Here is a 26,988-nt window from a genome sequence, read left to right as displayed (position 1 = left end):
TTTTCAATACATATAACGAAGAACAAATGGCGAAATTGTGCTTCGCTCAGTGAACTTTTTTATAATCATGCGGGTTCGTCGGGCCTAATGGAGCTGAACGGAGCTCGTGGGAGTAGGCCGTGGCGAGAAAATGCGCCATGACGTGAAATAATTTGTGGCAACCACCCTCACGTTATCCCATTTTTGTTAACTTTGCAGAAGTTTTCAAAACCGGGCAGCGCGCCAACGTCGCCCCACCCCACCTGGCGCCTACCCACTACGATACTACCCTAATAACACAAATATGATTTCTAAAACCAAACTATTGCAATTAGTTGTCGCGTTCCTGCTCATCGTTGGCATAGCCAACACGAAGGCGACAGCGCAGATCGTGGAGAACCCACAAGGGGTTTGCGACCTCTTGAACCGTATCGGCGGAGAGGGCACCGCCGAACGCATCGTAACCATCGTAGACCCCACCGTGGGCTCGTCGATACGCGAAGCATTCGTGGTGACCTCGAAAGACGGAAAACCGTGTGTCAAGGGATCCAACCTGTCGGCCCTCACAACCGGCATCAATTGGTACCTGAACCATTACGCCCATGTCAACCTCGCATGGAACAACCTCACCACCAACCTCGCGCAGAGGGAGCTGCCCGTGCCCACCAAGCAGGAGAAACACTCCACGGCCACGAGCTACCGCTACTATCTCAACTATTGCACCTTCTCTTATTCCATGTCGACCTGGACGTGGGAGCGCTGGCAGCAGGAAATCGACTGGATGGCGCTCCACGGCATCAACATGCCCCTGCAGATCGTGGGTCTCGATGTGGTGTGGAAGAAGCTCCTCACACAAGACCTGGGATATACCGACGACGAGGCCAACCAGTTTATTGCCGGGCCCTGCTTCCAGGCGTGGTGGGGCATGAACAACCTCGAGGGATGGGGCGGCAAGAACCCCGACTGGTGGTATAAGCGACAGGAGGCGCTGGCCAAGAAGATCCTGGCCCGCGAGCGCGAATTGGGCATGCAGCCCGTGCTGCCGGGCTACGCCGGTATGGTGCCAAGCGACATTGCCAAGAAGGGCTATTCGGCCAACAACCAAGGCAACTGGTGTGGTTTTGTGCGACCATACATCCTCGACCCCAACACACAGGCGTTCGCCGACATTTCCGAGAAATATTACGCGCGCCTCGCTGAGGTGATGGGCACATCGGCCTACTACAGCATGGACCCCTTCCACGAGGGCGCCAACACCAGTGGCATCGACGTGGCATCGGCCTACAAGCGCATCGGTGAGGCCATGTTCAAGGCCAACAGCAAGGCCAAGTGGGTCATACAGTTCTGGCAGTGGAGTGGCGTCCAATACAACGTGCTCTCGCAGGTGAACAAGGGCAAGCTCATCGTGCTCGACCTCTTCAGCGACGCCCACACCCATTTCGCTGAATACAATGGCCACGACGCCGTTTACTGTATGTTGCCCAACTTCGGAGGCCGCACCGGTCTCTTCGGTCGTCTGTCGAAGGTGATGACCGATTTCTACACTCAGAAATCAGCCTACGCCAACGTGAAGGGCATTGGCGCCACACCCGAGGCCATCGAGCAGGTGCCCGTGCTCTACGACGCCCTCTTCGAACTGCCGTGGCGCGCATCAACACCCCCTCTCGATACGTGGCTGAAAGACTATGCTTTGGCCCGATATGGCGTTTCCAACGAACAGGCGCTGAAGGCGTGGAAGCAGGTGAGCCAGACGGCGCTCCGATGCGAGACGGCACTGCAGGGCCCTCACGAGGCCGTGTTCTGCGCACGTCCGTCGCTCACCGTCGACCGGGTGTCGAGCTGGGGCGGAACCAGCATCTTCTACAACCCGCAGGGCATGATCGGCGCGGCCCACAACCTGCTCGCAGCCAACCTCACGGGATCCAACTACAGCTACGACCTTACCGACTTCGCTCGCCAGGCGCTCACCGACTATGGCCATGAGCTCCTCGCATCGATCAACGAAGTGGCGGCCAGCGCCAGCGACGCCAAGACCTACGCCAACCGACGTGACGCCTACCTGCAACTGATGCTCGACCTCGACCGCTTGCTCTCTACCAACCCAAACTTCATGCTTGGCCGATGGACCACCATGGCGCGCGCCATCGCCGACGAGGCGGAGGGAACCACCGAGGCCGACCGCCAATGGCTTGAGCTCAACAACGCACGCACCCTCATCACCACATGGGGCAACGAAACGGCGAGCGAGGCCGGTGGCTTGCGCGACTACTCGTATCGTGAGTGGGCCGGCATGCTGAAAGATTTCTATTACCCTCGCTGGAAGGCGTTCTTCAGCCATCGCGACAACGGGACGGCCCTCCCCAACTGGTTTGCCAACGACTGGCAATGGGCCCACAACGCATCGCTGAGCTATTCGAACCAGCCCGTGGGCAACACCCGTGAGGTGGCTGCGCAATTGCTCGGCAAATACTTCGCCACGCTCACCAAGGCCGACGCCTCACCTTATTATATCTATCGCCACATGGCCACCGACGCCACGGCGTCGATCGTGTTCACGGCCCTGCGCGGCACCACATTCGCCTTGCCCCTGACCCTCGCCGACGGCGCCAAGGCCACGTTGGCCATCGACATGAACAACGACGGCTCGTTCGCCCCCAACGAAACGGTGGAGGCGCCGACCTTCGACATTCCTACTAAGGCCCTGTGTGGAAAGATGAAGGCGATGCTCACCCTCGACGACGGCACGCAACTGGCCTTCACCATCGTCGTCAAAGACAACATTACCCAACCGAGAACCGTAACGGTGCAAACGGCCGACACCAAACAGGGCAGCGTGCAGATCGTGGGGGCCACGGGCCTGTCGGTCACAACCGACAAGGAGGTCACCCTGCGCGCCAAGGCTGCCAGCGGATGCGAGTTTCTCAACTGGACCGACGCCTCGGGACGCGTGGTGAGCACCGACAATCCCTACACCTACTATGGCGCCGACCCGGAGACCTTCACCGCCCATTTCTTTGCCGACAAATGGGGAACGCCCGCGGAGAACATGGCCGACTACAACGACATGAAATCCTACGGACAATACCTGCGGTCGCTCACCGTGGCGCAAAACGGCGGCGAGGAGAAGAGCATCTACGCCACAACCGACTGTCCGGAGGCGTTGTGCCAAACCACACAGACGGTCAAGGCGCCCCAAGGAAGCCTGTTTAAGCTCCACTGGCTCTCGGCCGGCGGACTCAACTACTGCCGTCTCTCGGCCTACATCGATTGGAACGGCGATGGCAATTTCGATGGCGACAACGAGTTGCTGCAGGTGTATGGCGCGAAGGACAGTCCCGGCAACGACGCGCTGAACAATTACACCCTGACCGTCACCTTGCCCTACGACGTGCCGCTGGGCATCACACGCATCCGCCTGCGCTTCGACAGCTCCTGGGCCCCGGGATGGGACAGCACTACCGACGCCATGCCGGCTAAGAGCGAAACGAAGCGCATGGTGTACGACATACCGCTCTTGGTGACCGACAAGGCCGACGAGCCCTGCACCGTGACGGTGAAGACGGCCGACGCCAAGCAGGGAACGGCCGACGCCAACGGTCAGCCCGACACCTACACCTATGGCGCCGGCGAGGAAATCGTGTTGCGCGCCTATCCTGCCGACGGCTATGCGGTGGACTACTGGACAGACACCTACGGACGCCGTGTGCCGCAAGCATGGGCCGACGCCAACTTCCTCCGTTTCTACGCTCCCGAGAGTGGCACCTACACCGTCCACTTCAAGCAGGCCCTGCCCAACGCCATCGAGGCCGTGGGAATCGACAACGCCCCGTCGGCAACCGTCTGCGACCTCCAAGGCCGCAAGGTCAACAACAAGCGCCACCTTCACTCCGGCGTTTACATCGTGAACAGGCACAAGCAAATTGTGAAATAAAAAGCGCACGCGGCAAGCCTAACCCATAAGCCGCAGGCACACTCAGAAACAATGGCGGCAATCGCTCCCCCACAGAAGCGATTGCCGCCATTCGTTTGTATTCCCCCATCGCTCCCCATGGCCTTGGGTGGGGCAATGTAGGCGGGCATGAAAAAAAACTTGGGCGTTTTCTTGCAAATATGAAACATAGTGCATATCTTTGCAACTAACAGGTGAATTGAGCGCAATTCATCCGTTTTTTAACAAATACGGCCTGAATAGTTACAATGTTAAAGATTCTATTAATTATTCACAACTAAAGAGTTACAAGATCTATGACCAGAAGCATTATTTATTCTTTTCTCGTCGCACTCGTTTCGTTTGGATTCATAGCATGCGACAGTGATGATAACGGAAAGCAGACGAAGGTGCCCGAAGGCGCCAAACCACCCACAGAATTCAAACTCGGCGATTGCGAGGATGAAGCCAATGCCAAGGACGCCATCAAACTGGTGGTGAACAACTGGGGCGGACAAAGCGACCAGGAGTTTGCATCCATCGAGCTCTTTGCCGATGGCCATTTCCTCATTACCACGCCCAAGGCGGGCAAGTTGCCGAAGCGCGCAGCAAACGCCACACGCAGCGCCAACATCTTCAAGCGCCACGGCGACGCTCCGCTCAAGACACGCGCCACCGACATCAACGGCTCGATCGACTTAGAGAACGGCGCCTACATCTACGGTACCTTCACACGTGTGAAGGAAGGTGTGTACAGCCTGAGCAACAACACGATGATCGAGATCAAGGACAAGCATGTGTCGGGCAGCACCACCATCATCTACACCAACCGCTATGGCGTGAAGATCGCGGTTGCCGTAACGGTCGATTTCGACTACAAGCCGAAGCCCGTCGTGCGCCAGCTCTGCCGCTCATGGCGTATGGACAGCTCGGAGCTGTGGTTCACCACCGAAGACACCTATATAGCCTACGCTAAGCAATGGCTGAAGCTCGGCCGCGTGATGCAAGAGGTAACCATCACACCCGAGGGCCGCGCCATGGGCTTCGACGAGGACGACGTGGCCGAGGACAAGGACGACTACTGCCTGCGCCTGGTGTTCTCACCCTGCGGCACCTACCTGTGCTTCTACAAGGATGGCGAAGTGGAAGTGGGATTCTGGGAATGGAAGGACCTGCAGAATGGCGTCATGCGCCTGTGGGAGCCGTTCGATATCGACGATGATGACGACGACGACGATGTGGACGAGTACATGGATGTCACGGTGCGCTTCGACGGCAAGAAGATTCGCATTTACCACGACTTCATGGACGAAGAGAACGACGTGATGTTCCGCGCCTACGGCGTAAGCACATTCAGCGCAAGATATTAACCCCAAGCGCTTCGCACACCACATAGGCATGCGATGAGAGATAAGGAAGGTGTGCCGGTCCCGCTCCTCATAGTGAGTGGGGGCCGACACACCTTCCTTCGCTTTGACGAGCCAGCAACCTCCTCATCCGTTCCTCCTTCTGCGCTGAAATGAGCCCGCAACCTCCCTTATCCGTTCCTCCTCCCAGTCTGAAACGAGCCAGCAACCTCTCTTATCCGTTCCTCCTTCTGCGCTGAAACGAGCGAAGGCATTTTTGGCGACATATTTGTCGCCACCGCCTTTACCTCATGCGCACCAAGCCGCTCCCGCCACAAAGCGGGCAGCGCTTCTTACCTAAGGTCGATGGGGCGTTGGGCCTATTCGCCAGCAAGAAACCGCTTGATCTGAGGAAGCAGCGCCGTCGCCTTCGCCACACCCGCCTCATACACCCGCCTCATCTTGTCCTCCTTGAGGCTCAGACGACCAATGTTGAGCTTCTCGTCGGGGTAAATCAGGAACGTGTCGCCCTTCTGCTCCTCGGTGTGCAGGTAGTCCAACTCGCCATTATACATCACATGGCGGTGGGCCATGAGTTGCGCCACCTTGGGATAATCGCCCAGAAACATTTTCATGACCCATCCCACATGCGCCTGCCGCTTCCTATAGTCGAGGGGTTGCGTCAGCACCACCACGTTGCGCCGGTACCCCATTCGCTGAATAAACTTAAGCGGAATGCAGTCGGTCAATCCGCCGTCGAGGTAATGGCGCCCATCTATCTCCACGGGGCGCGCAAACACCGGCATCGACGCCGAGGCCTGCATCCACCTGAGACCCTTGCCATCTGCGTCGGCGATCTCGCGATACACGGGTCGCCCCGACACGATGTCGGTGCAAACGGCATAGAACCGCATGGGATTGGTGCGGAACGCCTCGAAATCGAATGGGTCGTACTCGTAAGGCAGCAGGTGGTAGGCGAACCGCTCATTCACAAAGTTGCCCGTCTTTACCAACGACCGCCAACTCATATAGTCGGCGTTGTCCTTGTATCTCAGGTTGTAGCGCAGCGCCCGTCCCGGCTGGCGCGACTTGTAGTTGCAGCCAAACACCGCACCGGCCGACACGCCCACCATGGCGTCGAACCCAATGCCGTGGCTCATAAACACATCCAGCACGCCATTGGTGAACATGCCTCGCAAGCCACCGCCTTCCAAGACGAGGCCCTTGGGCACTTGTCGTAATACATTGTTTTCCATCATGTTGCTTTTTGTTTTGCGCACGCTCCGCCACCAAAGTACTTGGCGGAACTACTCCACCGAGAATGTGTAACAGAGGCTGGTGAGGCCAGCCCTCCGATCATCAGCATGGCTGAGAAACGATAAAACACGAAGCTTGTTCAAATGTTTCATAACGTGAAATAGAATAATTAGAAAAAACTTAAGTTGTTATGACCGTCTTAGCCATAATGTAATATCAAATTACATTTGTTTTGTGGTTGCAAAGGTAAGTAAAACAATTGGTTTACTCAATCATTTTGAAGAATAATTTGCGACAAATGTTCAATCGGGAACCTGCCCAGCGGACGGGCTTCCTTGGCACCTGTTCGTTGGGGCAGAACAACGAACCCCAATCGACCGTTAGATCGAAATGGGAAGAATTATCCCACATCGGCCGTTAGACAGAAATGGGAAGCCAACGAAAAGGAGGTCTCCGAGTGGCCCGTCTGTCACTCGAAGATCTCCCTTGTGTTGATTGTACCTTATTGGATGTTCGTAATTTCATCTTCCGACAATCCAGACGCTTGCACGATTGTTTCGATAGGCACGCCAAGCGACAGGAGGTTGGCGGCTATCCTTTCCTTCGTTTCTTTCTCGCCTTCGGCGGTGGCCGTCAGTCCTCGCTCATTCCGCCATCTCGCGGTCGAGGCGGTCGCGCCACAGATACTTGCGCGTTTCATGCACCACCACGCCATTGAGGCAGATGAGCGACAGCAGGTTGGGAATGGCCATGAGGGCGTTCATGCAGTCGGCTATGTTCCACACGATCGCAAGGTTCGCCACGCTGCCCACAAACACCGCCACGATGTAGAGCAGGCGGTAGGCCAGCGTCCAGCGCTTGCCCTTCAGATACTCCATGGCCCGCTCGCCATAATAGCTCCATCCGAGAATGGTGCTGAAGGCAAACGTGAGGAGGCCGAAGCTGAGGATGAATGGGCCCACCACGGGAATCTTGGCAAACGCCACCTTCGTTAGCTCCGCCCCGTTCTGATAGTCGATTTCGGGATAGGCCATGATGCTGCTCACAATGACCAGACCCGTGAGGGCGCAGATCACCACTGTGTCCCAGAAGGTGCCGGTCGACGACACCAGTGCCTGCCTCACGGGGTTCTTCGTGCGCGCCGCCGCCGCCACGATGGGCGCCGAGCCCAGTCCCGACTCGTTGCTAAACAGGCCGCGCGCTATGCCGTAGCGGGCCACCATGATCACCGAGCCGCCCGCAAAGCCACCGCCCGCGGCTTCGGGCGAGAAGGCCGACCGCACAATGAGGCGCAGCGCCGGAACCACATAGCTGGCGTTGGCCTGCAATATGTAGACGCACCCCAGCACATAGAGCAGCGCCATGAGCGGCACCAGCATGCTACACACCTTCGAGATGCTGCTCACACCACCGATGATCACCGCCGCCGTGAGCAGCGTCAACACCACGCCACACACCTCCGTGCCGATCCCATACGAGGCGTGCATAATGGTCGATATGGCGTTGGCCTGCACCGTGCATCCTATGCCGAAGGCGGCCAAGGCGGTGAACACCGCAAACAGCACGCCCATCTTGCGCCAGCCCAAGCCGCGCTCCAAGGCATACATGGGGCCGCCCTGCATGCGTCCGCCCTCCGACCTCACACGGTATTTTATGGCGAGCAGCGCCTCAGCGTATTTCGTGGAGATGCCAAACACGCCCGTCAGCCAGCACCAGAACACCGCGCCCGGACCGCCCAGCGCCACCGCCGTAGCCACACCGATAATGTTGCCCGTGCCGATGGTGGCGGCAAGCGCCGTGGCCAATGCGCCAAACTGCGACACGTCGCCCTGCTGCGACGAGTCGCGCTGAACCGACAGGCGGATGGCGGTGAGCAACTTGCGTTGTGGAAACCGCAGGCGGATGGTGAGAAAAACATGGGTGCCGAGGAGCAGGATGATCATGGGCCAGCCCCAGAGCCACGCGCTCAGCGTGGCGAAGAATGTGGTTGCATTTTCCATGGGCGATGTGTGTGTTGTTGTGGCCTTGCGGCTTTCAGAATGATGGTTATGCCATGGGGTGTGTGGCAAAATGCTTGTAAAACTGCCGCAAAGGTAGCAAAATAAAGTTAAACAACCGCAATAAGTGGAAAAAAGTTTATCAAAATATTTGGTGAAAAACATGTGTCGCTTTTTGGGGCGAAATAGCGAGCGAAAAAGCGGAATGGAAGGGGTGAAACGCCGAAAATGGAGAGCCGACCGTGGCGTTGGGCATCTTTCGACCCACGATAGCTTAGCTTTCGAGCCTCGAAAGGTAAGTCGTCGAGGTGCGAAAGGCCATGTATCGAGGTGCGAAAGATGGCCTTTCGCAGTGGGGAATGTGGAGTGTGAAATGCTGGATGGAGCCTTCTTGCGATAAGTATCTGAATGTTAGGCGGTTACAAAAATGCGCGAGAATGGCGTATTTCGAGGCGAGTCATGGCTCGGCTACAAAAACAGTGTAGATTGGGGGGAGGAATGTTGAGAATGTTGAACGGCAAATGTCGTTCCACACGCCACATTGCCGCTCAGCCTTCGGCCTGCTTGCCCTCCTTGGCCCACTTCTGATATTGCGAGGGCGTTGTGCCGATAATCTTGCGGAAAGCCGCAACGAAGCTCGAGGCCGTCTTGTAGCCCAGCTGCTCGTAGATGGCCTGGATGGTCATGTTGCCATAGTGGGCCGTGTCGCTCAGGCGGCGGCACGCCTCGCGTATGCGAAACTCGTTGAGGTAGGTCTTGAAGTTCTTGCCGTAGGTGTCGTTGATCACCATCGACACATACTTGGTGTTGGAGTCGACCATCTTCGCCAGCATGGCGAGGCTAAAGTCCTCACGGCTTATCACGCTCACGTCCTCCAGCACGCTGTTAACCTTCTCCAGCAACCGTGTGGCCTGCTCCTCGCTCAGGCCGACGGCGCTGGGCGCCGGGGCTGTCCCGGCGTCGTGGCCTATGGCGTCGTGACGTTCCGTGGGGCGCTCCGTGGCCGTGGCGTCGGCCTCCATGGGAGCGCTGGGCGCGGCGATCGCCACCTCTTGCTCCACGGCCTTCAGATATTGCTTGCGCAACTGCTGCACGTTGTCGTTCTGGCGCATCAACTCCTCGTTCTTGTCGACCAGTAGTCTTTGCGATTCGAGCAGGTGGTGCGTGCGGCGGCGCAACTTGAGGTAGAGCACCACGATGATCGTTCCAAAGGCCACAAACAGGCCCACCACCACCGTGAGCCAAGAGTTGCAGCGCGTCAGGCCGCCGATGATGGCGGTGGTTTGTCGGTTCTCATAGTCGAAGAGCCCGTTGAGCGCCGCGTTCATGCGCTGATGGCCAAACACCGAGTCGTTGAGCTCCAGATACCGCTTCTTATATATGTCGGCCGTGGCTGAGTCGCCTATCTGCCGGTAGGCCACAAAGATATCCTGGCAGACCGATATCTCGCCCTGGAGGTCGCGGTCCTTGTGGGCGATGTCGTAGCTGCGCTTATATTCGCTGATGGCGCGGGCATATTGCTTCTGCCTAAAGAGGATGTCGCCCATTTCCTGGTGGGCAAGCGCCTCGTAGCGCGGTCCCAGGTCTCCGGTCTCCACCAGTTTCAATGCCTGCTGCTGATAGAACAGGGCCGGGCCATAGCTGCCCTCGGTCTTTGCGATGAAGCTCTTGTTGGCCAAGGCATAGTAGTGGTTGAGCGGGGTGTTGGGGTATGGCAGTTCCATCTGCACCTTGTACCATTGGCGTGCCTCCTGCGGATCGCCCTTCAGGCAGCACACCTGCGTGAGGTTGATGGCCAGTTTGAGCTCTATGTCGGTGTTGCGGTCCTCCCGCGCCATCTTATACACCTTTTTAAAATAGTGCTCCGCGCGGTCGTAGTCGCTCATGTAGGCATACACGTTGCCAATGTTGCCGAGACACCTGAGCTGCGTTTGCCGGTCCTCGTCGGCCTGCGCGGCCTCCAAAGCCTGCGTGTAGAGCGACAGCGCCTCCGAAAACTGCTCGTTTTGGAAGTATTGGTCGGCCTTCGCTTTCAGCTTCAAGCCGTTGTCCGGTTCTCTCTCTATGGCCCTTGCTCCGAGGGAAAGCAGAAGCATGAGTAATGGCAATATGCAGCAGATGAGCCCCTGCAATCGGGTGGCCCTTGTATGGTGGAAGGTGTAAATTTGATACATAAACATGCTACAAAGTTACTATTTTTCTCCAATATAGCCATTTTTTTCTCTATTTTCTTGAAAATATAGATAATGCGGTGACAAAAAAGACAGATTTCGATTAGGTTTCACTTTATCTTTGCAGCGTGATTCTCACAAGTCGTAACAACAATTATTAATCATTAAGCGTATGAGAAGGAGAATGTATTTCTTGGCTTTGCTATTCACGCTTTTGGGAGCCTTGCCGCTTTCGCTCTCGGCCCAGGATGGGTTGGAAGTGCAAAAGCGGCTATTGGCATCTCCACACCAGCCGATAGCAAAGTCCGCTCCATTGAAGGCGGAAGCGAAGAGCATCCCCTACAATGAGAATTTCAACGACACGGTGTCGTGGAAAGATTGGTCGCAGATCAACAACCAGACGTGGCTCTCTGCCAACGATCAGGATGTTTGGCAGCGCTACGAGTGGGGCGGCCCCGATTATAAGGGCAGTGCAACGGTGTATCAAAACCATGGCGTGGGCCTCAACACGTGGCTCATCTCTCCGGCGTTGAGCCTCAAGGAAGGCATGACCTACCGCGTGTCGTTCTGGTTCCAGAGTTGGTTTGCGCCTGTTCACCACGTCTACCTGCTCACGTCGCCCACCGACACTGTGGCGGGCCGCATCAAGGTGCTCGACATCGTGAAGGACGCCTCTACCACCGACAATTTCCGTGCCGATGTGGAGATACACGCCGATGGCACCTATTACCTCGCCTTCTGCGACAACACGCCGTATCGCGAAAATGGTACGGCTTTGCGCTATTCGGCCGCGATCGACAATGTAAAGGTGGAAGCCGTGAGCAACAATGCGCTGCCTACCGCTCCCATGGCACTTACGCAGGTGCCGGGTGAGAATGGAGCCACTTCCATGTCGCTCAAATGGAAAAACCCGACACGAAGCAAGAAGGACGAACAGCTCGACTTCCTCAACTATGCGAAGATCTTCAAGGACGGAAAAGACTCCGTTGTCATCACCGACAATGTGCTGCCGGGTGCTCAGATGGAGTGGACCGATCCCAATCCCACACCGGGCAAGCATACCTATAGCGTGCTCGTGGGCAACTCTACGGGCGACGGCGACGCCGCCACGCTGAATACTTATATTGGTGTCGACAAGGCAGGCGCACCCGAGAACCTCTCGGTCGACTACGACGCCGACGCCGAGATTGTAACCCTCGACTGGGACACGCCGCATTTCGGCATGAAGGGCGGTTGGTTTGATGCCTCAGGCATTTCCTATCGTGTGGTTCGCCAACCGGGCAACAAGGTGCTGGCAAACAATCTCACGACAAACGAATTTGAAGACGACGACCTCGACAACTACGGCAACTACTACTACGAGGTGACCACGCGCACCAACGCTGGCCTCGGTGGCACCGCCGTTTCAAGCAGTTTCCTGGCTGGAAATGTTGCCTCATTGCCCGTTGTGCAAAATTGGGAAGACAGTACGACCTATGCCGCTTGGCAGATAGTGGACAACAATGCAGATGGCAGCACACTTGCTGTCGACCATTCTAATGGCTATGACAGTCCGTCGGCCATTGGTTGGCACTTCGTTGGGCAGAATGTTGGCAAAACCAAGGATGAGACGCTTTATGCTCCTCCTGTAGAACTTGTTGCTGGAAAGAAATATAAGGTGTCGTGCGTAGTTAGGAACACTCCTTATTCCACATTCTCGCTCGACATCACCTATGGCACTGAGGCTGCTCAGGCTGCCCAGACCAACACGATCCTCAGCTACAGCGGAGTTTCTTCGGATGGCTCGTATGCCCAGATCGAAGAAACCTTCGAGGTGAGCAAGTCGGGACGTTACTATCTCGCTTGGTGGCTCCACGACACGGAGTCGAACTATGTTTACTTCGACGACTTCCGCATCGAGGAGTTGCTCGACAACAACCTCGAGGCCACAAGTGTGCGCAATCTCAACAACACACCCTCCGCTGGCGATAAGATTAGCACCGGCGTGGTGTATACCAACCGTGGCACCACGAGCGCCAAGTCGTTCACCGTGCAGTTGCTCGACAACGACAACAACGTGCTGGGCTCGTCGACCGTGCGACGCCCGCTTGCTGCCGGCGCTACCGATACCGCCAACATTGCATGGACCGTGCCCGATGTGGAAGGTACCTTTGCCGTTCGCGGTAAGGTGCTCATGAGTGGCGACGAGTGTGCCAACGACGATGAGACAGTGCCCGTTTACCTCAATGTGCAGGGTGAGGGGCTGCGCGCCGTGACCATCGGCACCTCATCTGATGTGTCAGAAAATGTGCCTTTCAAGTACTATGGGCGCATCGTCAGCGAAAGTGTTTACAAGGCCGAAGATTTCCAAGGCATGGCCGGAAACATCGACTCACTGTCGTTCAAGGTGCGTATGGGTATGGAGCGCGACTTCCTCAACGTTCCGTTCAAAATTTTTGTGGCCAACACCGACCAGCCCGATCTCAACACGGGTTGGATTCAGCCTACATCGATGACCAAAGTGTTTGATGGCAACATCGACCTGAAGACCGGCGTTTACGACCTCACCATTCCTTTCAGCGAGCCGTTCTGCTACACTGGTGGCAACCTGGCTGTGCTTGTGGTGGGTCCTGAGGACGGGACGCTCTTCTCGCAGGAAGGTGGCGGCATGGGCGCTTACGTCTCCGAATATGGATGGGGTGCCTCTCGTACCTATGTTAGTCTTTCTATGGCTCCTGCACCCGATTTGAATGCTCTCAATAATGAAGTGGGCAGCTACTTCAGTTACGTGCCCAACGCCACATTCTTCTTCAACCCGTCTAATTGCGGTTCGCTCACAGGTACCGTCACCGATGCGGAAGGCAATCCCGTGAAGGGTGCTACGGTGTCGGGCGGCGAGTACAGTGGATTCAAAAACATCAAGACCACGACCGATGCCGAGGGTAAGTACTTCATCAAGTATTTCCCGGCTCAGACCTATGACACGCAGATTTCAGCCACGGCCAAGGCCTACAGCGATTTCAGCGATTATGCCACGATTGCAGAAGGCGACACCACTACGCTCAACATCACGATGAAGAAGTGTGCCGTGGTGCGTTTGTCGGGTAAGGTAACCAGTGCCACCGACAATGCCACACCGGTGCCAGGTGCAACCATTGCCATCTCGGGCGACAACGATCTCACCACTACCACCGATGCCGAGGGCGGCTACTCTCTCAGCGGTGTGTATGCCCAGAAGAACTACACCATCAAGGTGACGGCTCCTGGCTATGAGGTGTACGACTATTATGGCGGCTATCCCGTCATCTTTGATAGCGCCGACGACAGCACTGCCACATTCGACATTAACCTGACCCCGACCACGGCTGCGCCTTATAGCGCCGAAGCCGTCGATGAGGGCAACAAGGCCGTCGTTACATGGCAGAAGCCGATCGAGAACATTACGCTCACCAAGACTTCTGACAAGGTGGTGGGGCAGTTTGGCGGTGCTTACAATATGTACATCGGCCACAGATACACCTCTGCCGAACTGAAGACTCTTGGAGTAGACAGTCTCTATTACATCAAGGCCGTCAAGCTTGTGCCTATGGCTTCGTCTACCTTCGAACTGGCCATCTGGCAAGGTGAGGAGGGCAACGAGGAGCGTGTGTACGCTCAGAAGTTTACGCCAGAGAAGTATGGCGCATGGGTTACCGTCGATCTCTCTCAACCCATCAAGGTTGATACGGAGAAGAGCCTCGTCGTGGGTTACACCGTGGAGTCAAACGTAGGCGCTTATCCTGTCGGATTCGATGCCGGTCCTGTCGCCGACGGTGGCGACTGCCTCTTCGACCTCACCATGAACAAGTGGTCGACGGCGCGCGAACAGCTATCTTCGATGAACTACAACTGGGCCATCAAGGCCGTGCTGGGTAACGACAACAACGCTCGCGAGGTGGCTTGGGCCACTGCCCCACAGAGTGAGGCCAAGGTGGCAAGCGCTTACAATGTCATCCCTCTCGACTCAGTGCCTGCACGTCTGCTCACGGAGGCTCCTGCAGCACTGGCCACACACTATGGTGTTAAGATGCTCTCTGCAGCCGTTCGCCCGCTGGCTCCCGCCAAGGCTGAGGCCATCAACAAGATCAAGGGATACAATGTTTATCGCCTTGAGCCGGGGCAGGAATCGCAGACATGGAACTGGACACTGCTCAACAGTGAGCCTGTGACTACTCTTAGCTACACCGATGCAGCTTGGGATTCGCTCGAGAACAAGCCTTATCGCTATGCCGTGCGCTCGTTCTATGGCAATCCAAACACTTGGGGCGATGGCGTGCTTAGCGATGCCACATTCACCGATGGTGTAGACAAGGGCCGTTATGGCACACTCACCGTCACGGTCAATGCCGACATGGGCGACGCCGAAGGGGCTACTGTGCGCCTCTCTGACAGCAACAAGGTGCTCAGCGCCAAGGTGGCAGGTGGAAAGGCTACGTTCAGCAATGTGCGTTTCGCCAACTACAAGCTCTCTGTGCTGAAGCCGCTCTACGACTACTACACGAAGGAGATCAGCGTGTCTGCCAAGAATGCTGCCGACACCGTGACTCTCGCCTTCCATTCGAAGGCTCCTGAGACGCTTAACGCTACCGATTACATCAGTGAGGCTCGACTCAACTGGGAGGCCCCCACAGCCGCTGCCACGGCTTACCTCACGGCGTCCAACGACACGATTGGCAACGCTTATGGCCTCAATGCGGGCACCGAGTACATCTGCGGACAGATGATCGCGCCCAGCAAGATGGAAGCCTATGCTTACAACGACTTCTACATCGACCGCATCGAGTTTTACGCCAATGCTGCCACAACCTATTCGCCGCTCCTCTGGGAAGGCCCCGACGCCGACCACACGGTTCAGGTGTTCCGTAAGGATTACACCGTGTCGGAGGACGAGGTGGGAACATGGACAGGCCTCACACTCGAAAAGCCGATCAAGATCGATCCGTCAAAGACCTACTATGTGGGCTATGCCGTAACTTCGAAGACGGACGAATACCCCATGGCTGTCGACGATAATGGCTATCCTGCAGAGGGTGGTTGCTACATGTATGGTTGGGATCAGATGAATACCAGATACGGTTGGTATTTTGTGCAAACCGTTGGCAACTGGATGATTCGCGCACACATCACCGACACGCCCGATTCTGCAAAGGCTAAGCTGGGCGATGTGGCCTACAACCTCTATCGCATGAAGGCCGACGACGCTGCCAACGTAGCCGCTTGGACGAAGGTGAACGCCGCGCCGATCGCGTCGACCTACTATACAGACGCCACTTGGAACGACCTCGCCGACAACACCGACTACCGCTACGCCGTGAAGAGCGTGTTCTTCGACAACACGGAGTCGGCTGCCACCTTCGGCAAGGTGATGAACAAGGGCGCACTGGCACTGCTCACCGCCAAGGTTCAGACCAACAACAACCTCTCGGCTGCAGGCGCCGTGGTGCGTCTCCACGCTGGCTCGCTCAACTACAAGGCTGTTGTGGGCAGCGACGGCATGGCTGTAGTTCCCGAAGTGGTGAAGGGCAATGGATACGAGATCACTGTGGTCAAGGAAGGCTACGACACCCTGAAGGTTGTGAGCGACATTGTCAGCACTTTCGATACCCTCACCTTCCAGCTTGCTGAAGTGAAGCCCGCTCCTGTGGGACTGACTGTTCAGACTGCCGCCGACAATGCTTCGGTTAACATCAACTGGCTTGCTCCGGGCTCTTATGTGCCCAAGGAGGGATGGGCCTACTGGGATACCAACGAACCTTATGGTGGCTTTGGTACCTCTACCGGCACAGGATCTGTGGGTCAGCTCTACACGCCCGCCGACCAGGTCGAGAAGGGCATGAAGGGTCTCGACATCACCAAGATTGCCTTCTTTACCACCGATCCGAGCAACAACCCCGTGCTCGATGGTGCACACTGGACGGTGAACATCTGGCGCAAGACCAATGGCGACAACTTCGAGGAGGTTTACTCGCAAGAGGTTGAAAACGCAAAGAAACCGGCTTGGAACGAGGTTGCTCTCAACACGCCTTACCATGTGAGCGGCGATGAGACGCTGCTCATCGGATACACCTTCTACGGTTCTGGATCGCCCTTCGGCATCGACGCCGGTCCGGTCGTAACAGGAAAGACCGACTGGGCCAACTTTGGCCAGGGGTGGACCAGCCTGGCAAGCGCTGTGAGCGGATTCAACTACAACATTCTCGTTCACACCTATCTCGAGAAGGCTGAGTCGGCTTCGACGGCCGTTGCTCCCGCTATTGCTCCCGCCGAGAAGATCGGTGGAGAGGCAGCCATCGCAGGTGGCATCTGTCCGATGAAGAAGGCCGTGGCCGCCAAGGCTGCCGCCAATCATCTGCGCCTCGCCTACGCTTATCCCGTGAAGGGTTACCTCGTGTATCGTGTTGCCGCTGGCGACGAGAACGACGAGAGCCGCTGGACGGCACTCACCGCATCGCCTATCAACGCCACATCGTTTGTCGACGATGCTTGGAAGAGCGTGGAGCCCGGCAAGCAGTATCTGTGGGCTGTGAAGGCCGCCTACGTGAGCGGCACCTCAGAGGCCGCATTCACCGAGACGCTCAACAGCGACGGTACGCTGGGTGTGGACGACATCACGACCAATGGCTTCAGCGTGAGCAAGATTGCAGACGGCACCTTCGAGGTAACCGCTCCTGTGGCAGCTACGCTCACCGTAACCTCTGTTGCGGGTGCCGAGGTCTACAGCGGATCGCTCGAGGCTGGCAAGAACGTTGTGAGAATCTACGCCCCGCAGGGCATCTACCTCTTCGGCGCCACCGCCACGGGCTTCCACCAGGTGAAGAAAGTGGTGGTTAAGTAATCGAAAGGTTTATTCTCAATAGGCAATGGAACCGGAACCTCGCCTTCGTGCGGGGTTCACGGTCCCATTTTTCAGTAAAGATCCAATCTCCTTATTTTAATCTCTATGAAAAGGAAATTAACAACCCTTCTCCTCGCCCTGCTTGCGATGGTTCCGGCCTTGGCCGACGACCTCTCGCTGGGCTATTGCGATGGGCAGCAGGTCGACGAGTATGCCTTCAACAACACGCTGAGTGCGCCCTTGCGTGTGCTCAGCGAGATCGTGAGGCGCAAAGTGCTCGTCGAGGAGTTTACCGGTCAGCAATGCTCCAACTGTCCTGCCGGTAGAACCAACATAGAGGAAGGTATGAAGGACGAGGACCATTATGTGATGATAGCCCACCACACGGGCTACGGCACCGACGCCCTCACGGCGCCCGGCACCACCAAGCTCAACTGGTTCTACAACTCGTCGACCACCTACGCCCCCGACCTGATGATCGACCGCAAGGACCTGTCGGCCTACGGCGTGTCGAAGAACGGCAACACCAATCCCACGCCCGTGTTTGTGGTGCCACAGGCAGCGCTCGTGAAGGCCATCTACCAATGGGAGAGCACGCAGGCAGCTCCCGTCTCCATCGCTCTGAAGAGAAGCTACGACGCCACGACGCGACAGCTCACCGTGCAGGTGGGCATGAAGCAGGTGGAGGGGCAGACCATTGGCAACAACCCCGCGCTCACGCTATGCATCATCGAAAACAACATTGTGGCCTACCAGTATCCTGAGGGCGACAACTATGTGCACCAGAAGGCCAACCGCGCCTTCCTCACGCAAGCGCTTGGCGACCCCGTGAGCCTCTCGACCGACGCCCCCCCCTACGCCACCTACACCACCACGCTCGACGCCTCTTGGAAGCCCGAGAACATGGAGATCGTGGCCTTCGTGGCCAACTACGATGAAACCAACTGCACCAACTGCACGGTGTATAACGCCGAGGGGTGCGCGCTTGATGGCAACGATATGGTGGACGGCATCAGCACACCGGAGGTGGCTTCCTCTGCTACGATACAGGCCGTGTACGACCTGCAGGGCGCTCGTCTTGGCGCGATGCGCCGTGGCCTCAACATTGTGAAGTTCAACAACGGCTCAGTTAGAAAAATAATAATCAAATAATAGACAACGATGAGGAAATTTACAAAACATGTTTTCAGCGTACTTGCGTCAGGCCTACTGCTGCTTGCTCCTGCAAACCTCTCAGCCGTGCCCGCTTATCCAGGTAAGATGAAAGTGAAGCAGGCCGACGGCTCTGTGCTGACCATTCAGCTTGTGGGCGACGAGTATGGCCACATGACAACCACGGCCGATGGCTATCCGCTGATCTTCAACATCTCGACACGCAACTATGAGTATGCCGTGGAGGATGCCAACGGACTGAAGGCGAGTGGCATGGCGGCTACCGAGGAAGGCCTACGCACCGCCGACGCCCGCAAACTGCTGGCCTCGGTCGACAAGCAGAAGGTGATGAAGGCGTTTGCCACCCAGTGGACCCAGACGCGCGCTGAGGTCGCCAACGCCCGCAAGGCCACGCTGCAAGCCAAGGCGCCCGCTCGCGTGGTGCGCATCAACGATGTGCCAACCATGGGCAAGCATGATGTGTTGGTGATTCTTGTGCAGTTTGCCGACACCAAATTCACCGACAACAACGTGATGACCGACCCGGTCGACTACTACGACCGCTTCTTCCACGAGGAGGGATTCTCGGAGCATGGCGCAAAGGGATCGGCCTACGATTACTATCGCTTCGCCTCCAAGAACCAGTATGACCCGCAGTTTAAGGTTTACGGACCGGTAACGGTGAGCGGCAAGGCGAGCGACTATGCTGGGTCGAACGGCTCGGCCCTGACCTATAAGATGATACAGGAGGCCGTGCCCCTCGTAAACAGTCAGTATGACGTGGACTTCAGCACCTTCGACACCGACGGGGATGGTGCGGCCGACAATGTCTACTGCATCTATGCGGGCTATGGTCAGGCCGACTCGGGCAACACCAGCACCATCTGGCCCCACAGTTCCAACCTCGACCTGGGCACGGGCCGCGACCGCTCGTTCCTTGTGGACGGCGTGAAGATCGACCGCTACACCGTGTCGCAGGAGGTGAACGGACAGTCGCATGTGCCTGTGGGCATTGGCACCTTTGTGCATGAGTTTGGACATGTGCTGGGATTGGCCGACCACTACAACAATGGGTCGACAGCCTCCATGGGCTATACCAACAACGTGGGCAACTGGGACCTGATGGCGAGCGGTTCGTATAACGACGACCAAAACTGCCCGCCCACCTACTCGGCCTTCGAGCGCTACAGCCTCGGATGGGAAACGCCCGTGGAGCTCACGGCCACGGCCGACAGCCTTGTGACACTCTCGCCTTACACCGATGACGGACAATGCTACCGCGTGTCGGTGCCCAATGAGAAGGGCGAGTATTTCCTCATCGAGAACCGTCAGCAGAAATCGTGGGACACATACCTTCCCGGCCATGGCGTTCTGGTGTGGCATATCGACGAGGACCAGAGCGTGTGGGACAAAAACCAGCCCAACGCCGACGCCAACCACCAGCATGTGGATATTGTGGAGGCGGGCCGTACCATGTCGTCGACCGGATTGCCGACCGATCCCTTCCCCGGCGCCCGCGACGTGAGGAGCTTCAACTTCACCGACTGGAGCGGACGGTCTACCTTCGGCTTCGACTGGGTGGATGAGGCCGCCGACGGCCATGCCTCTTTCATCCTCTCCAATTCGGCCTATCGCTTGCCTTCGCCCGAGGTGACGGTGGATAGCCTCATGGGCACCTCGGCCCGCGTGGCGTGGGGCGAGACACCCCTGGCCAAGACTTACGACGTGATGGTCTACCAAGGCGGCACCAAGGTCGACTCGGTGAAGGCCGCAGCGCCGGGCAGCACTCTCTTCCGTGGCTTGGAGCCCGAGACCACCTATTCGGCCCGTGTGGTGGCCACGCTCTCCACGGTAAAATCCGACACCGCGAGCGTGGAGTTTACCACCCTGCCGCGCCAGATGGAGGAGTGGAAGCCCGAGGCGCTTGCCGCCACCGACGTGACGGGCACCTCGTTTACGGCCCATTGGAAGGCGGTGCCCGAGGCCGACGGCTACGAAGTGTCGCTGTTTACCCGCACCCACGACGGGCACGGCAAGATGGGCACAGGCTTCGACGACTTTACCACCTCTGTGCCCAACCTGCCTGAGGGATGGAGCCTTACGGCCAAGCAGGGCCGTAACGACAAGACCTTTGGCGAGGCTGCACCCGCCATCAGGTTGCGTGCCGATAGCGCCAACCTCGTGGTGGCCATACCGGGCAACAGCATCGACTCGCTGCACTTTTGGCACTTCGAGAGTACGGATGGCCTCATCCTGAATGTCGACAAGTATGCCGATGGCGCTTGGAGCAACCTGTGGCAGTTTGCGTCCGACGAGAAGGCATGGCGCACCGAACAGGTCTATGTGGGCGGCGCCGACAGCCTGCGCATCGTGCTAACACGCGCTGAGGGCAAGACGGGTGGCTATGTGCTGCTCGACGATGTTTACCTGTCGTATCTCTTCGACCAGTTTACGTGGAAGCAGACCTTCGCCACCACCGAGACGGGCAGCGACGCCTTCCGTGTGGCCAACGACGGAACCACGCTGAGCTACACGGTGGCCGGCCTGTCGCCCGATGAGGTTTACGGCTATAGCGTGCAGGCGCATCTTGGCGATCGGCTGTCGCTCATGTCGGATACCATCAGCGTCGACACAATGAGCGTTCCTAACGGCATCCATGTGGTTGACGCGGCTTCGCAGCCCATGGCCGTCTACGACCTGCAAGGTCGCCGCGTGGCCACGCTCACAGCTGGAGCGAACGCGGCCGCCGTGCTGCCCAAGGGCATTTATGTGGTGCGCGGCAAGAAGATTGTGGTGAAATAAGCCCTCCAATCATTCATTATTCAGCCCCAACGAATAGGCGCCAATGGTGCCTGTGCGTTGGGGCTTACGGTTAAATTTTGCACGGGGGCTATTTTCTTTTTCGTTTGTTTTGTTTTAAGTTCTTTTCTATTTATCTTTGCAGCAACCAATCGCTAAAACAATCGAATAGACAGGCAAAGAACGTCGCATTCAGACATAACACCATACAACAACCATGACACGACAATACCTATTGGGCTTCGACGTGGGGAGCAGCAGCGTCAAGGCATCGCTCGTCGATATCGATAGTGGCCAGTGCGCCGCATCAGCCTTCTACCCCGAGACCGAAGCGCCCATCAAGGCCGTAAAGTCCGGATGGGCCGAGCAAGACCCCAACATGTGGTGGGAAAACGCAAAGCGAGCCCTCGCCACCATTATGGGCCAAACGGCATGCAAGGGCTCTGACATAAGGGCCATCGGCATTTCCTACCAAATGCACGGACTGGTATGCGTAGACCGCAACCTCAACCCGTTGCGCGACAGCATCATCTGGTGCGACTCGCGAGCCATTCGCTATGGAGAGCAAGCGTTCGACAGGCTCGGAGCCGACTATTGCCTGAGCCACCTGCTCAACTCGCCCGGCAATTTTACCGCGGCCAAGTTGGCGTGGGTGCGTAGCAACGAGCCGCAATGCTTCGAGCGCATCTACAAGATCCTGCTGCCTGGCGACTACCTCGCCATGAGGTTGAGCGGAGAGCCATGCACCACCATCAGCGGACTATCGGAGGGCATATTCTGGGATTTCAAGGAGCGAAAGGTGTCGCAACCGTTGCTCGATGAGTTCGGCATAAGCCAAAGCCTCATACCCCATGTGGTACCAACCTTTGGCATACAGGGCAGGGTGACGGCACAGGCCGCCGCCGAGACTGGGCTGGCCGAGGGAACCCCCATCGCCTATAGGGCAGGCGACCAGCCCAACAACGCGCTCTCGCTCAATGTGCTCAACCCCGGAGAGATTGCCGCCACGGCCGGCACATCGGGCGTGGTGTATGGCGTGCTGGGAAAGGTCGACTACGACCCGAAGAGTAGGGTGGGAACCTTCGCGCACGTCAACTACACACCGTCGACCACAAGGCTCGGCGTGCTGCTCTGTGTAAATGGAACAGGATGTCTCAACTCATGGATTCATCGCAATATGGCACCCGACCTGACGTATCCGGAGATGAACCAACTGGCCAGCATGGCACCCATTGGAAGCGATGGCGTGACCATCATTCCCTTTGGCAACGGAGCGGAGCGTGTGCTCGAAAACCAGGAGACGGGATGCGACATACAGGGAATCAACTTCAACAAGCACAATCGTTCCCACATCATACGTGCAGCACAGGAGGGAATCGTGTTCTCGTTCTGCTATGGCATGGAGATTATGAGAGGCATGGGAATGAACATCAAGAAGATTAACGCCGGAAACGCCAACATGTTCCTCAGTCCGCTCTTCAGGCAAACACTTGCCAGCACCACCGGGGCAACCATCAATCTCTACCAAACCGACGGAAGCGTGGGAGCGGCAAAGGGCGCTGGCATGGGATGTGGCATTTACAAAGACAGCAACGAGGCTTTCGCCACGCTCAAGAAGCTACACGTGGTGGAACCAGAGGCCACCAAGGAAAGCCTGTACCAAGAAGCGTACGGGCGATGGAAAGAAGCACTTGACAACAAACTTAACAACAAACTAAGTTAATTTTAAAACAATTATGGCAAAAGAGTTTTTTCCCCAAATAGGTGTCATCCCATTTGAGGGCCCCGAAAGCAAGAATGTAATGGCCTTTCATTACTACCAGCCAGAGAAGGTGGTGATGGGCAAGAAGATGAAAGACTGGCTCAAGTTTGCAATGGCCTGGTGGCACACTCTCGGACCGGCATCGGGCGACCAGTTTGGTGGCGCCACACGAAGCTACGAGTGGGACAAGGCCGACAACGCCCTGCAGAGAGCCAAGGATAAGATGGATGCCGGATTCGAAATCATGCAAAAGCTCGGCATTGAGTATTTCTGCTTCCACGATGTGGACCTCATCGATCCCGCCGACGATATCGACGAGTATGAGGCCAACATGAAGGCCATCACCGATTATGCCCTCCAAAAGATGGAGGCAACCAACATCAAGTTGCTTTGGGGAACGGCCAACGTGTTTAGCCACAAGCGCTACATGAATGGAGCCGCTACCAACCCCGACTTTGACGTGGTGGCGAGAGCCGCCGTGCAGATCAAGAACGCCATCGACGCCACCATCAAGCTTGGAGGTGCCAACTATGTGTTCTGGGGTGGACGCGAGGGTTACATGTCGCTGCTCAACACCGACCAGAAACGTGAAAAGCAGCATCTCGCACAGATGCTCACCTTGGCACGCGACTACGCTCGCGCCAAGGGATTCGAGGGCACCTTCCTCATTGAGCCTAAGCCTATGGAACCCACCAAGCACCAGTATGACGTCGACGTGGAAACCGTAGTGGGATTCTTGCGTGCACACGGCCTCGACAAGGATTTCAAGGTGAACATCGAGGTGAACCACGCCACACTCGCCGGACACACTTTCGAGCATGAGCTCGCCGTGGCTGTCGACAACGGCGTGCTCGGATCGATCGACGCCAACAGAGGCGACGCGCAAAACGGATGGGACACCGACCAGTTCCCCATCGACAACTATGAGCTCACGCAGGCCATGATGCAAATCATACGCAACGGTGGACTCGGCAATGGCGGTTCCAACTTCGACGCTAAGTTGAGACGCAACAGCACCGATCCGGAGGACATCTTCATTGCCCACATCTCGGGCATGGACGCCATGGCCCGCGCCCTCGAGAACGCCGCCGCCATACTCACCGAGAGCCAGCTGCCCGCCATGCTTAAGGAGCGCTACGCCAGCTTCGACCAAGGAGAGGGCAAGCAATTTGAAGAGGGGAAACTCAACCTCGAGCAACTCGTAGATTACGCCAAGAAGAACGGTGAGCCGAAGCAAACGAGCGGCAAGCAAGAGAAATACGAAACCATCGTTGCGCTCTATGCCAAGTAAACCCTAAGAAAGCAACGATGGCGCCGCGCATATCGTAGCGCCAATCAACCCAAACCCAAAAGGACCAAGCCTCCCCAGGCCTGGTCCTTTTTTGGTATAAGCCCGCACCTGCTGTGGGTGCTCCGTGGGGGCACATCAATAGCCGTGGAAGCGTAGCATTTGCTGAGCCATTGGGTCGCCGGCGTTGGCGGCTTTGCGCAAGAGCCGGAGGCCCTTGGAGGTGTCGGTGGGGCCGCCACGCCCTTCAAGGAGCACGAGGCCGTAGAGGGCGTCGCCCAGGGTGAAGCCGAAGTAGGCCACACGTTCCAGTAGGCGGCGGGCACGATGCTCGTCGTCGTTCGAGTTGTTGTGTAGCAACAGGTGGGCGAGGTTGCAAGAGGCTTGTGCATAGTTGGCGCCCATGTAGCGTGCGCCTTCTCCTTCCCACTTGCGGTGCTTGATGTAACGCATGTAATAGCTGATGGCCCATCGCTTGTTCTCGCGGCCGTATTGCGCATAATAGTGCATGTGGCCCAACCAGAGGAGCGACTCGTCGCAATGGTCCTCGCTCCGTTTGAACCAATCGTAAGCCTTATCGTAGTTGGGTTTCACCTGGTGGCCCATCACAAGGAACAGGGCCTTCATGTTCATGGCCAAGTATTGGCCCTCCTCGGCGGCCTTCGAGAAATAGCGATACGCCTGCTGGCCATACCAATTGGGGGAGTGACTGCCCGGAAGATCGGCTATCTCGTAATCGTCGTAGTTTACGTAGCACTCGTTGTAGAGGCAGGCCAGCCATAGGTGCGTGTCGCGCCAATGGGGCGTGAAATGGTCGCTTACGGCCACCACCAACTCGTGGGCCGACCGCAGGTTGTGGTATTCTGTTTCGAATGTCACGTCGTCCTCGTCGATTTCTTCGTCATCTTCGTACTCATCGTCTTCGTCAATTTCGTCGTCATCTTCGTACTCGTCGTCTTCGTCGTCTTCGTCGCAATCCTCATCCTCGTCGGTTTCGTCGCAGTCGTCTTGGCTCTCCTCATCCTCCAAGTCGTCCTCGTCCTCGCAGTCGTCGGTTTCGTCCTCATCATCGCCATCGCCATCCTTGTAGCATATCCAGGCAAAGTAGACCAGTATGTCGTCGATGCACGGCGTGGAAGGCCGATTGCGGACCTCATCTATGCAGCAGAAGAGCAATTCGCGGGCCAACTCATACTCCTCTTCCTCGATGAGCTGATGGAGCATACCGCCCACATCATATTGCTCCGGCGCGAAGTTGTGTTTCACGCAGAGCGCCATATTGTCGATCCAAAACCTTACCTCGCGGGCGCGCTCGGCATCGGGATCCAGTTCGGTGAGCACATCCGGGTCGGTTTCGTCCTCGAGCTCCATCATCTTGCGTGCCCAGGCGCTCGTCGCTTCGTCGTAGCGGGCGGCGGAGGGTTGGTCGTCCTTGGGGTTGACGGTTGGTTCCGGCAGGGGCTTGTCGTACACCTTGGTGATCTTGTCGGCTTTCGCCTGCTTGCGTTTGAAGAAATCGAATAGGCTCATCGTAGGGTGGTTTGAAGGTGGGTTAATAATGCGGTGGGGTTTATGTTGCAAATGTATATAAAAAAAGGCAGACTAAAGAAATTTTGGATGTTGAATGTGGAGCGGGGAATGATGTTGTTGTTGAATGTGGAAGGCGCCATCACGAGCCGAAGCTTCTCGTCCTCATGCGTAATGCCGAAGCATACCGCCCTCGCCTTGGGCGAATAGGCTTCGACAAGCGTTGCCAGAGCGGCAGCGTCGTTGGCCTTTGCCCGCTTTGCGATCTCCTCTGTTTCCATGATTGTGGCTCCCCTTAATAGGATAAGGATAACCCGCAGATGACTGCACGACACCCTGTTAATAATCATTAACGGCAACCCCCACACACTATTATGGCGAATGCGGAGTGTGTGGTAAAACGCTCCGTACAAGGGATTAAGCCTTGCCATCGACAAAAAGTCCACCGTACCATTTGGGTGCCGTGGACATTCTTATTTTCCAACGCGATGGGGGAGAATCAGCGTGGTTGTTCTATGCCTAAGCGTTCGCGTATCGCCAATGCTGCGTTATACATATCTTCGCTTTCATTAAACCGTTGAGTATCGTAATAAAGAATAGTCAGGTTACAATATGAATCAGCCAAGACTGGCTCGTATGCCTACGGATTGGCTTCTGCCAACCGTTTGCGGATTTCTAACGCCGCCTTGTACATTTGTTCGCTTTCCGCAAAACGCTGGGTGTCACTATACAAAACGGCTAAATTGTTGTAACTTCTTGCTAAGTCAGGCTCATAGGCCTGAGGATTGTCCTTAGCCAAACGTTCACGTAACGCCAATGCCAACTTGAACATTGCTTCGCTTTCCGCAAAACGTTGGGTGTCACTATACAAATTGGCTAAATTGTTGTAACTTCTTGCCAAGTCAGGCTCATAGGCCTGTGGATTGTCC

Annotated in this window: 14 protein-coding genes; 7 read left to right on the top strand and 7 right to left on the bottom strand. The window is 56.9% G+C overall.

The window, feature by feature from the left end; genetic code table 11:
* Positions 1–283 precede the first annotated feature (283 nt).
* Together KM934_RS01330 and KM934_RS01325 are read left to right on the top strand one after the other, a co-directional pair.
* Positions 284–3,910, top strand: a complete 3,627-nt coding sequence (locus KM934_RS01330; RefSeq protein WP_215758813.1) for an alpha-N-acetylglucosaminidase TIM-barrel domain-containing protein — start codon at positions 284–286, stop codon at positions 3,908–3,910.
* A gap of 314 nt (positions 3,911–4,224) precedes the next feature.
* Positions 4,225–5,277, top strand: a complete 1,053-nt coding sequence (locus tag KM934_RS01325) for a hypothetical protein (protein WP_215758812.1) — start codon at positions 4,225–4,227, stop codon at positions 5,275–5,277.
* 356 nt (positions 5,278–5,633) lie between these two features.
* On the opposite strand, the gene KM934_RS01320 is transcribed toward KM934_RS01325, so the two are convergent.
* From KM934_RS01320 to KM934_RS01310, 3 genes are all read right to left on the bottom strand, one after another.
* Positions 5,634–6,512 (bottom strand): patatin-like phospholipase family protein, encoded by an 879-nt coding sequence (locus KM934_RS01320; protein ID WP_252344839.1) that lies wholly within the window; start codon positions 6,510–6,512, stop codon positions 5,634–5,636.
* A gap of 642 nt (positions 6,513–7,154) precedes the next feature.
* A complete protein-coding gene (locus KM934_RS01315; protein ID WP_215758811.1) occupies positions 7,155–8,510 on the bottom strand; it encodes an alanine/glycine:cation symporter family protein in 1,356 nt (451 codons plus the stop codon).
* A gap of 545 nt (positions 8,511–9,055) precedes the next feature.
* Positions 9,056–10,687: a tetratricopeptide repeat protein gene (locus KM934_RS01310; RefSeq protein ID WP_215758810.1), complete on the bottom strand. Its 1,632-nt coding sequence runs from the start codon at positions 10,685–10,687 to the stop codon at positions 9,056–9,058.
* Between the two features lie 163 nt (positions 10,688–10,850).
* Here KM934_RS01310 and KM934_RS01305 point away from each other — a divergent pair, with 163 nt between their 5' ends.
* The 5 genes from KM934_RS01305 (at position 10,851) to xylA (ending at position 24,535) form a co-directional block, all read left to right on the top strand.
* Entirely contained in the window at positions 10,851–17,531 is a 6,681-nt protein-coding gene (locus tag KM934_RS01305; protein WP_215758809.1) for a carboxypeptidase regulatory-like domain-containing protein, read from the top strand.
* A gap of 105 nt (positions 17,532–17,636) precedes the next feature.
* Positions 17,637–18,683, top strand: a complete 1,047-nt coding sequence (locus tag KM934_RS01300; protein WP_215758808.1) for an Omp28-related outer membrane protein — start codon at positions 17,637–17,639, stop codon at positions 18,681–18,683.
* A 9-nt stretch (positions 18,684–18,692) separates the two neighbouring features.
* Complete coding sequence (locus KM934_RS01295; protein ID WP_215758807.1) at positions 18,693–21,485, top strand: M6 family metalloprotease domain-containing protein; 2,793 nt, start codon at positions 18,693–18,695, stop codon at positions 21,483–21,485.
* 214 nt (positions 21,486–21,699) lie between these two features.
* On the top strand, positions 21,700–23,205 hold the full coding sequence (locus KM934_RS01290; RefSeq protein WP_215758806.1) for a xylulokinase: 1,506 nt from the start codon (positions 21,700–21,702) through the stop codon (positions 23,203–23,205).
* A 10-nt stretch (positions 23,206–23,215) separates the two neighbouring features.
* Positions 23,216–24,535 carry a xylose isomerase gene (gene xylA / locus KM934_RS01285; RefSeq protein ID WP_215758878.1) on the top strand — a complete coding sequence of 440 codons (1,320 nt, stop codon included), beginning with the start codon at positions 23,216–23,218 and terminating at the stop codon, positions 24,533–24,535.
* A 135-nt stretch (positions 24,536–24,670) separates the two neighbouring features.
* Here xylA and KM934_RS01280 read toward each other — a convergent pair whose 3' ends face one another.
* From KM934_RS01280 to KM934_RS01265, 4 genes are all read right to left on the bottom strand, one after another.
* Positions 24,671–26,062: a tetratricopeptide repeat protein gene (locus KM934_RS01280; protein WP_215758805.1), complete on the bottom strand. Its 1,392-nt coding sequence runs from the start codon at positions 26,060–26,062 to the stop codon at positions 24,671–24,673.
* Complete coding sequence (locus tag KM934_RS01275; protein ID WP_215758804.1) at positions 26,059–26,340, bottom strand: hypothetical protein; 282 nt, start codon at positions 26,338–26,340, stop codon at positions 26,059–26,061. The genes KM934_RS01280 and KM934_RS01275 overlap by 4 nt, the downstream gene beginning before the upstream one ends.
* A gap of 218 nt (positions 26,341–26,558) precedes the next feature.
* On the bottom strand, positions 26,559–26,684 hold the full coding sequence (locus KM934_RS13315) for a tetratricopeptide repeat protein (protein ID WP_215758803.1): 126 nt from the start codon (positions 26,682–26,684) through the stop codon (positions 26,559–26,561).
* Positions 26,685–26,699: 15 nt separating this feature from the next.
* On the bottom strand, positions 26,700–26,988 hold a 289-nt coding region (locus KM934_RS01265), incomplete at its 5' end, for a tetratricopeptide repeat protein (RefSeq protein WP_215758802.1).

Origin of the sequence: Hallella faecis (assembly GCF_018789675.1) — a bacterium.
In the GTDB taxonomy this organism is placed as follows: Bacteria; Bacteroidota; Bacteroidia; order Bacteroidales; family Bacteroidaceae; genus Prevotella; species Prevotella faecis.
The sequence above is the reverse complement of the archived record's forward strand: the minus strand, read 5'-3'. Positions and strand labels throughout refer to the sequence as shown.

Excerpts from the sequence above, each read along its gene's own strand:
- KM934_RS01330 (WP_215758813.1), top strand. The coding sequence starts at position 284 with ATGATTTCTAAAACCAAACTATTGCAATTAGTTGTCGCGTTCCTGCTC.
- KM934_RS01325 (WP_215758812.1), top strand. The coding sequence starts at position 4,225 with ATGACCAGAAGCATTATTTATTCTTTTCTCGTCGCACTCGTTTCGTTT.
- KM934_RS01320 (WP_252344839.1), bottom strand. The coding sequence starts at position 6,512 with ATGATGGAAAACAATGTATTACGACAAGTGCCCAAGGGCCTCGTCTTG.
- KM934_RS01315 (WP_215758811.1), bottom strand. The coding sequence starts at position 8,510 with ATGGAAAATGCAACCACATTCTTCGCCACGCTGAGCGCGTGGCTCTGG.
- KM934_RS01310 (WP_215758810.1), bottom strand. The coding sequence starts at position 10,687 with ATGTTTATGTATCAAATTTACACCTTCCACCATACAAGGGCCACCCGA.
- KM934_RS01305 (WP_215758809.1), top strand. The coding sequence starts at position 10,851 with ATGAGAAGGAGAATGTATTTCTTGGCTTTGCTATTCACGCTTTTGGGA.
- KM934_RS01300 (WP_215758808.1), top strand. The coding sequence starts at position 17,637 with ATGAAAAGGAAATTAACAACCCTTCTCCTCGCCCTGCTTGCGATGGTT.
- KM934_RS01295 (WP_215758807.1), top strand. The coding sequence starts at position 18,693 with ATGAGGAAATTTACAAAACATGTTTTCAGCGTACTTGCGTCAGGCCTA.
- KM934_RS01290 (WP_215758806.1), top strand. The coding sequence starts at position 21,700 with ATGACACGACAATACCTATTGGGCTTCGACGTGGGGAGCAGCAGCGTC.
- KM934_RS01280 (WP_215758805.1), bottom strand. The coding sequence starts at position 26,062 with ATGAGCCTATTCGATTTCTTCAAACGCAAGCAGGCGAAAGCCGACAAG.
- KM934_RS01275 (WP_215758804.1), bottom strand. The coding sequence starts at position 26,340 with ATGGAAACAGAGGAGATCGCAAAGCGGGCAAAGGCCAACGACGCTGCC.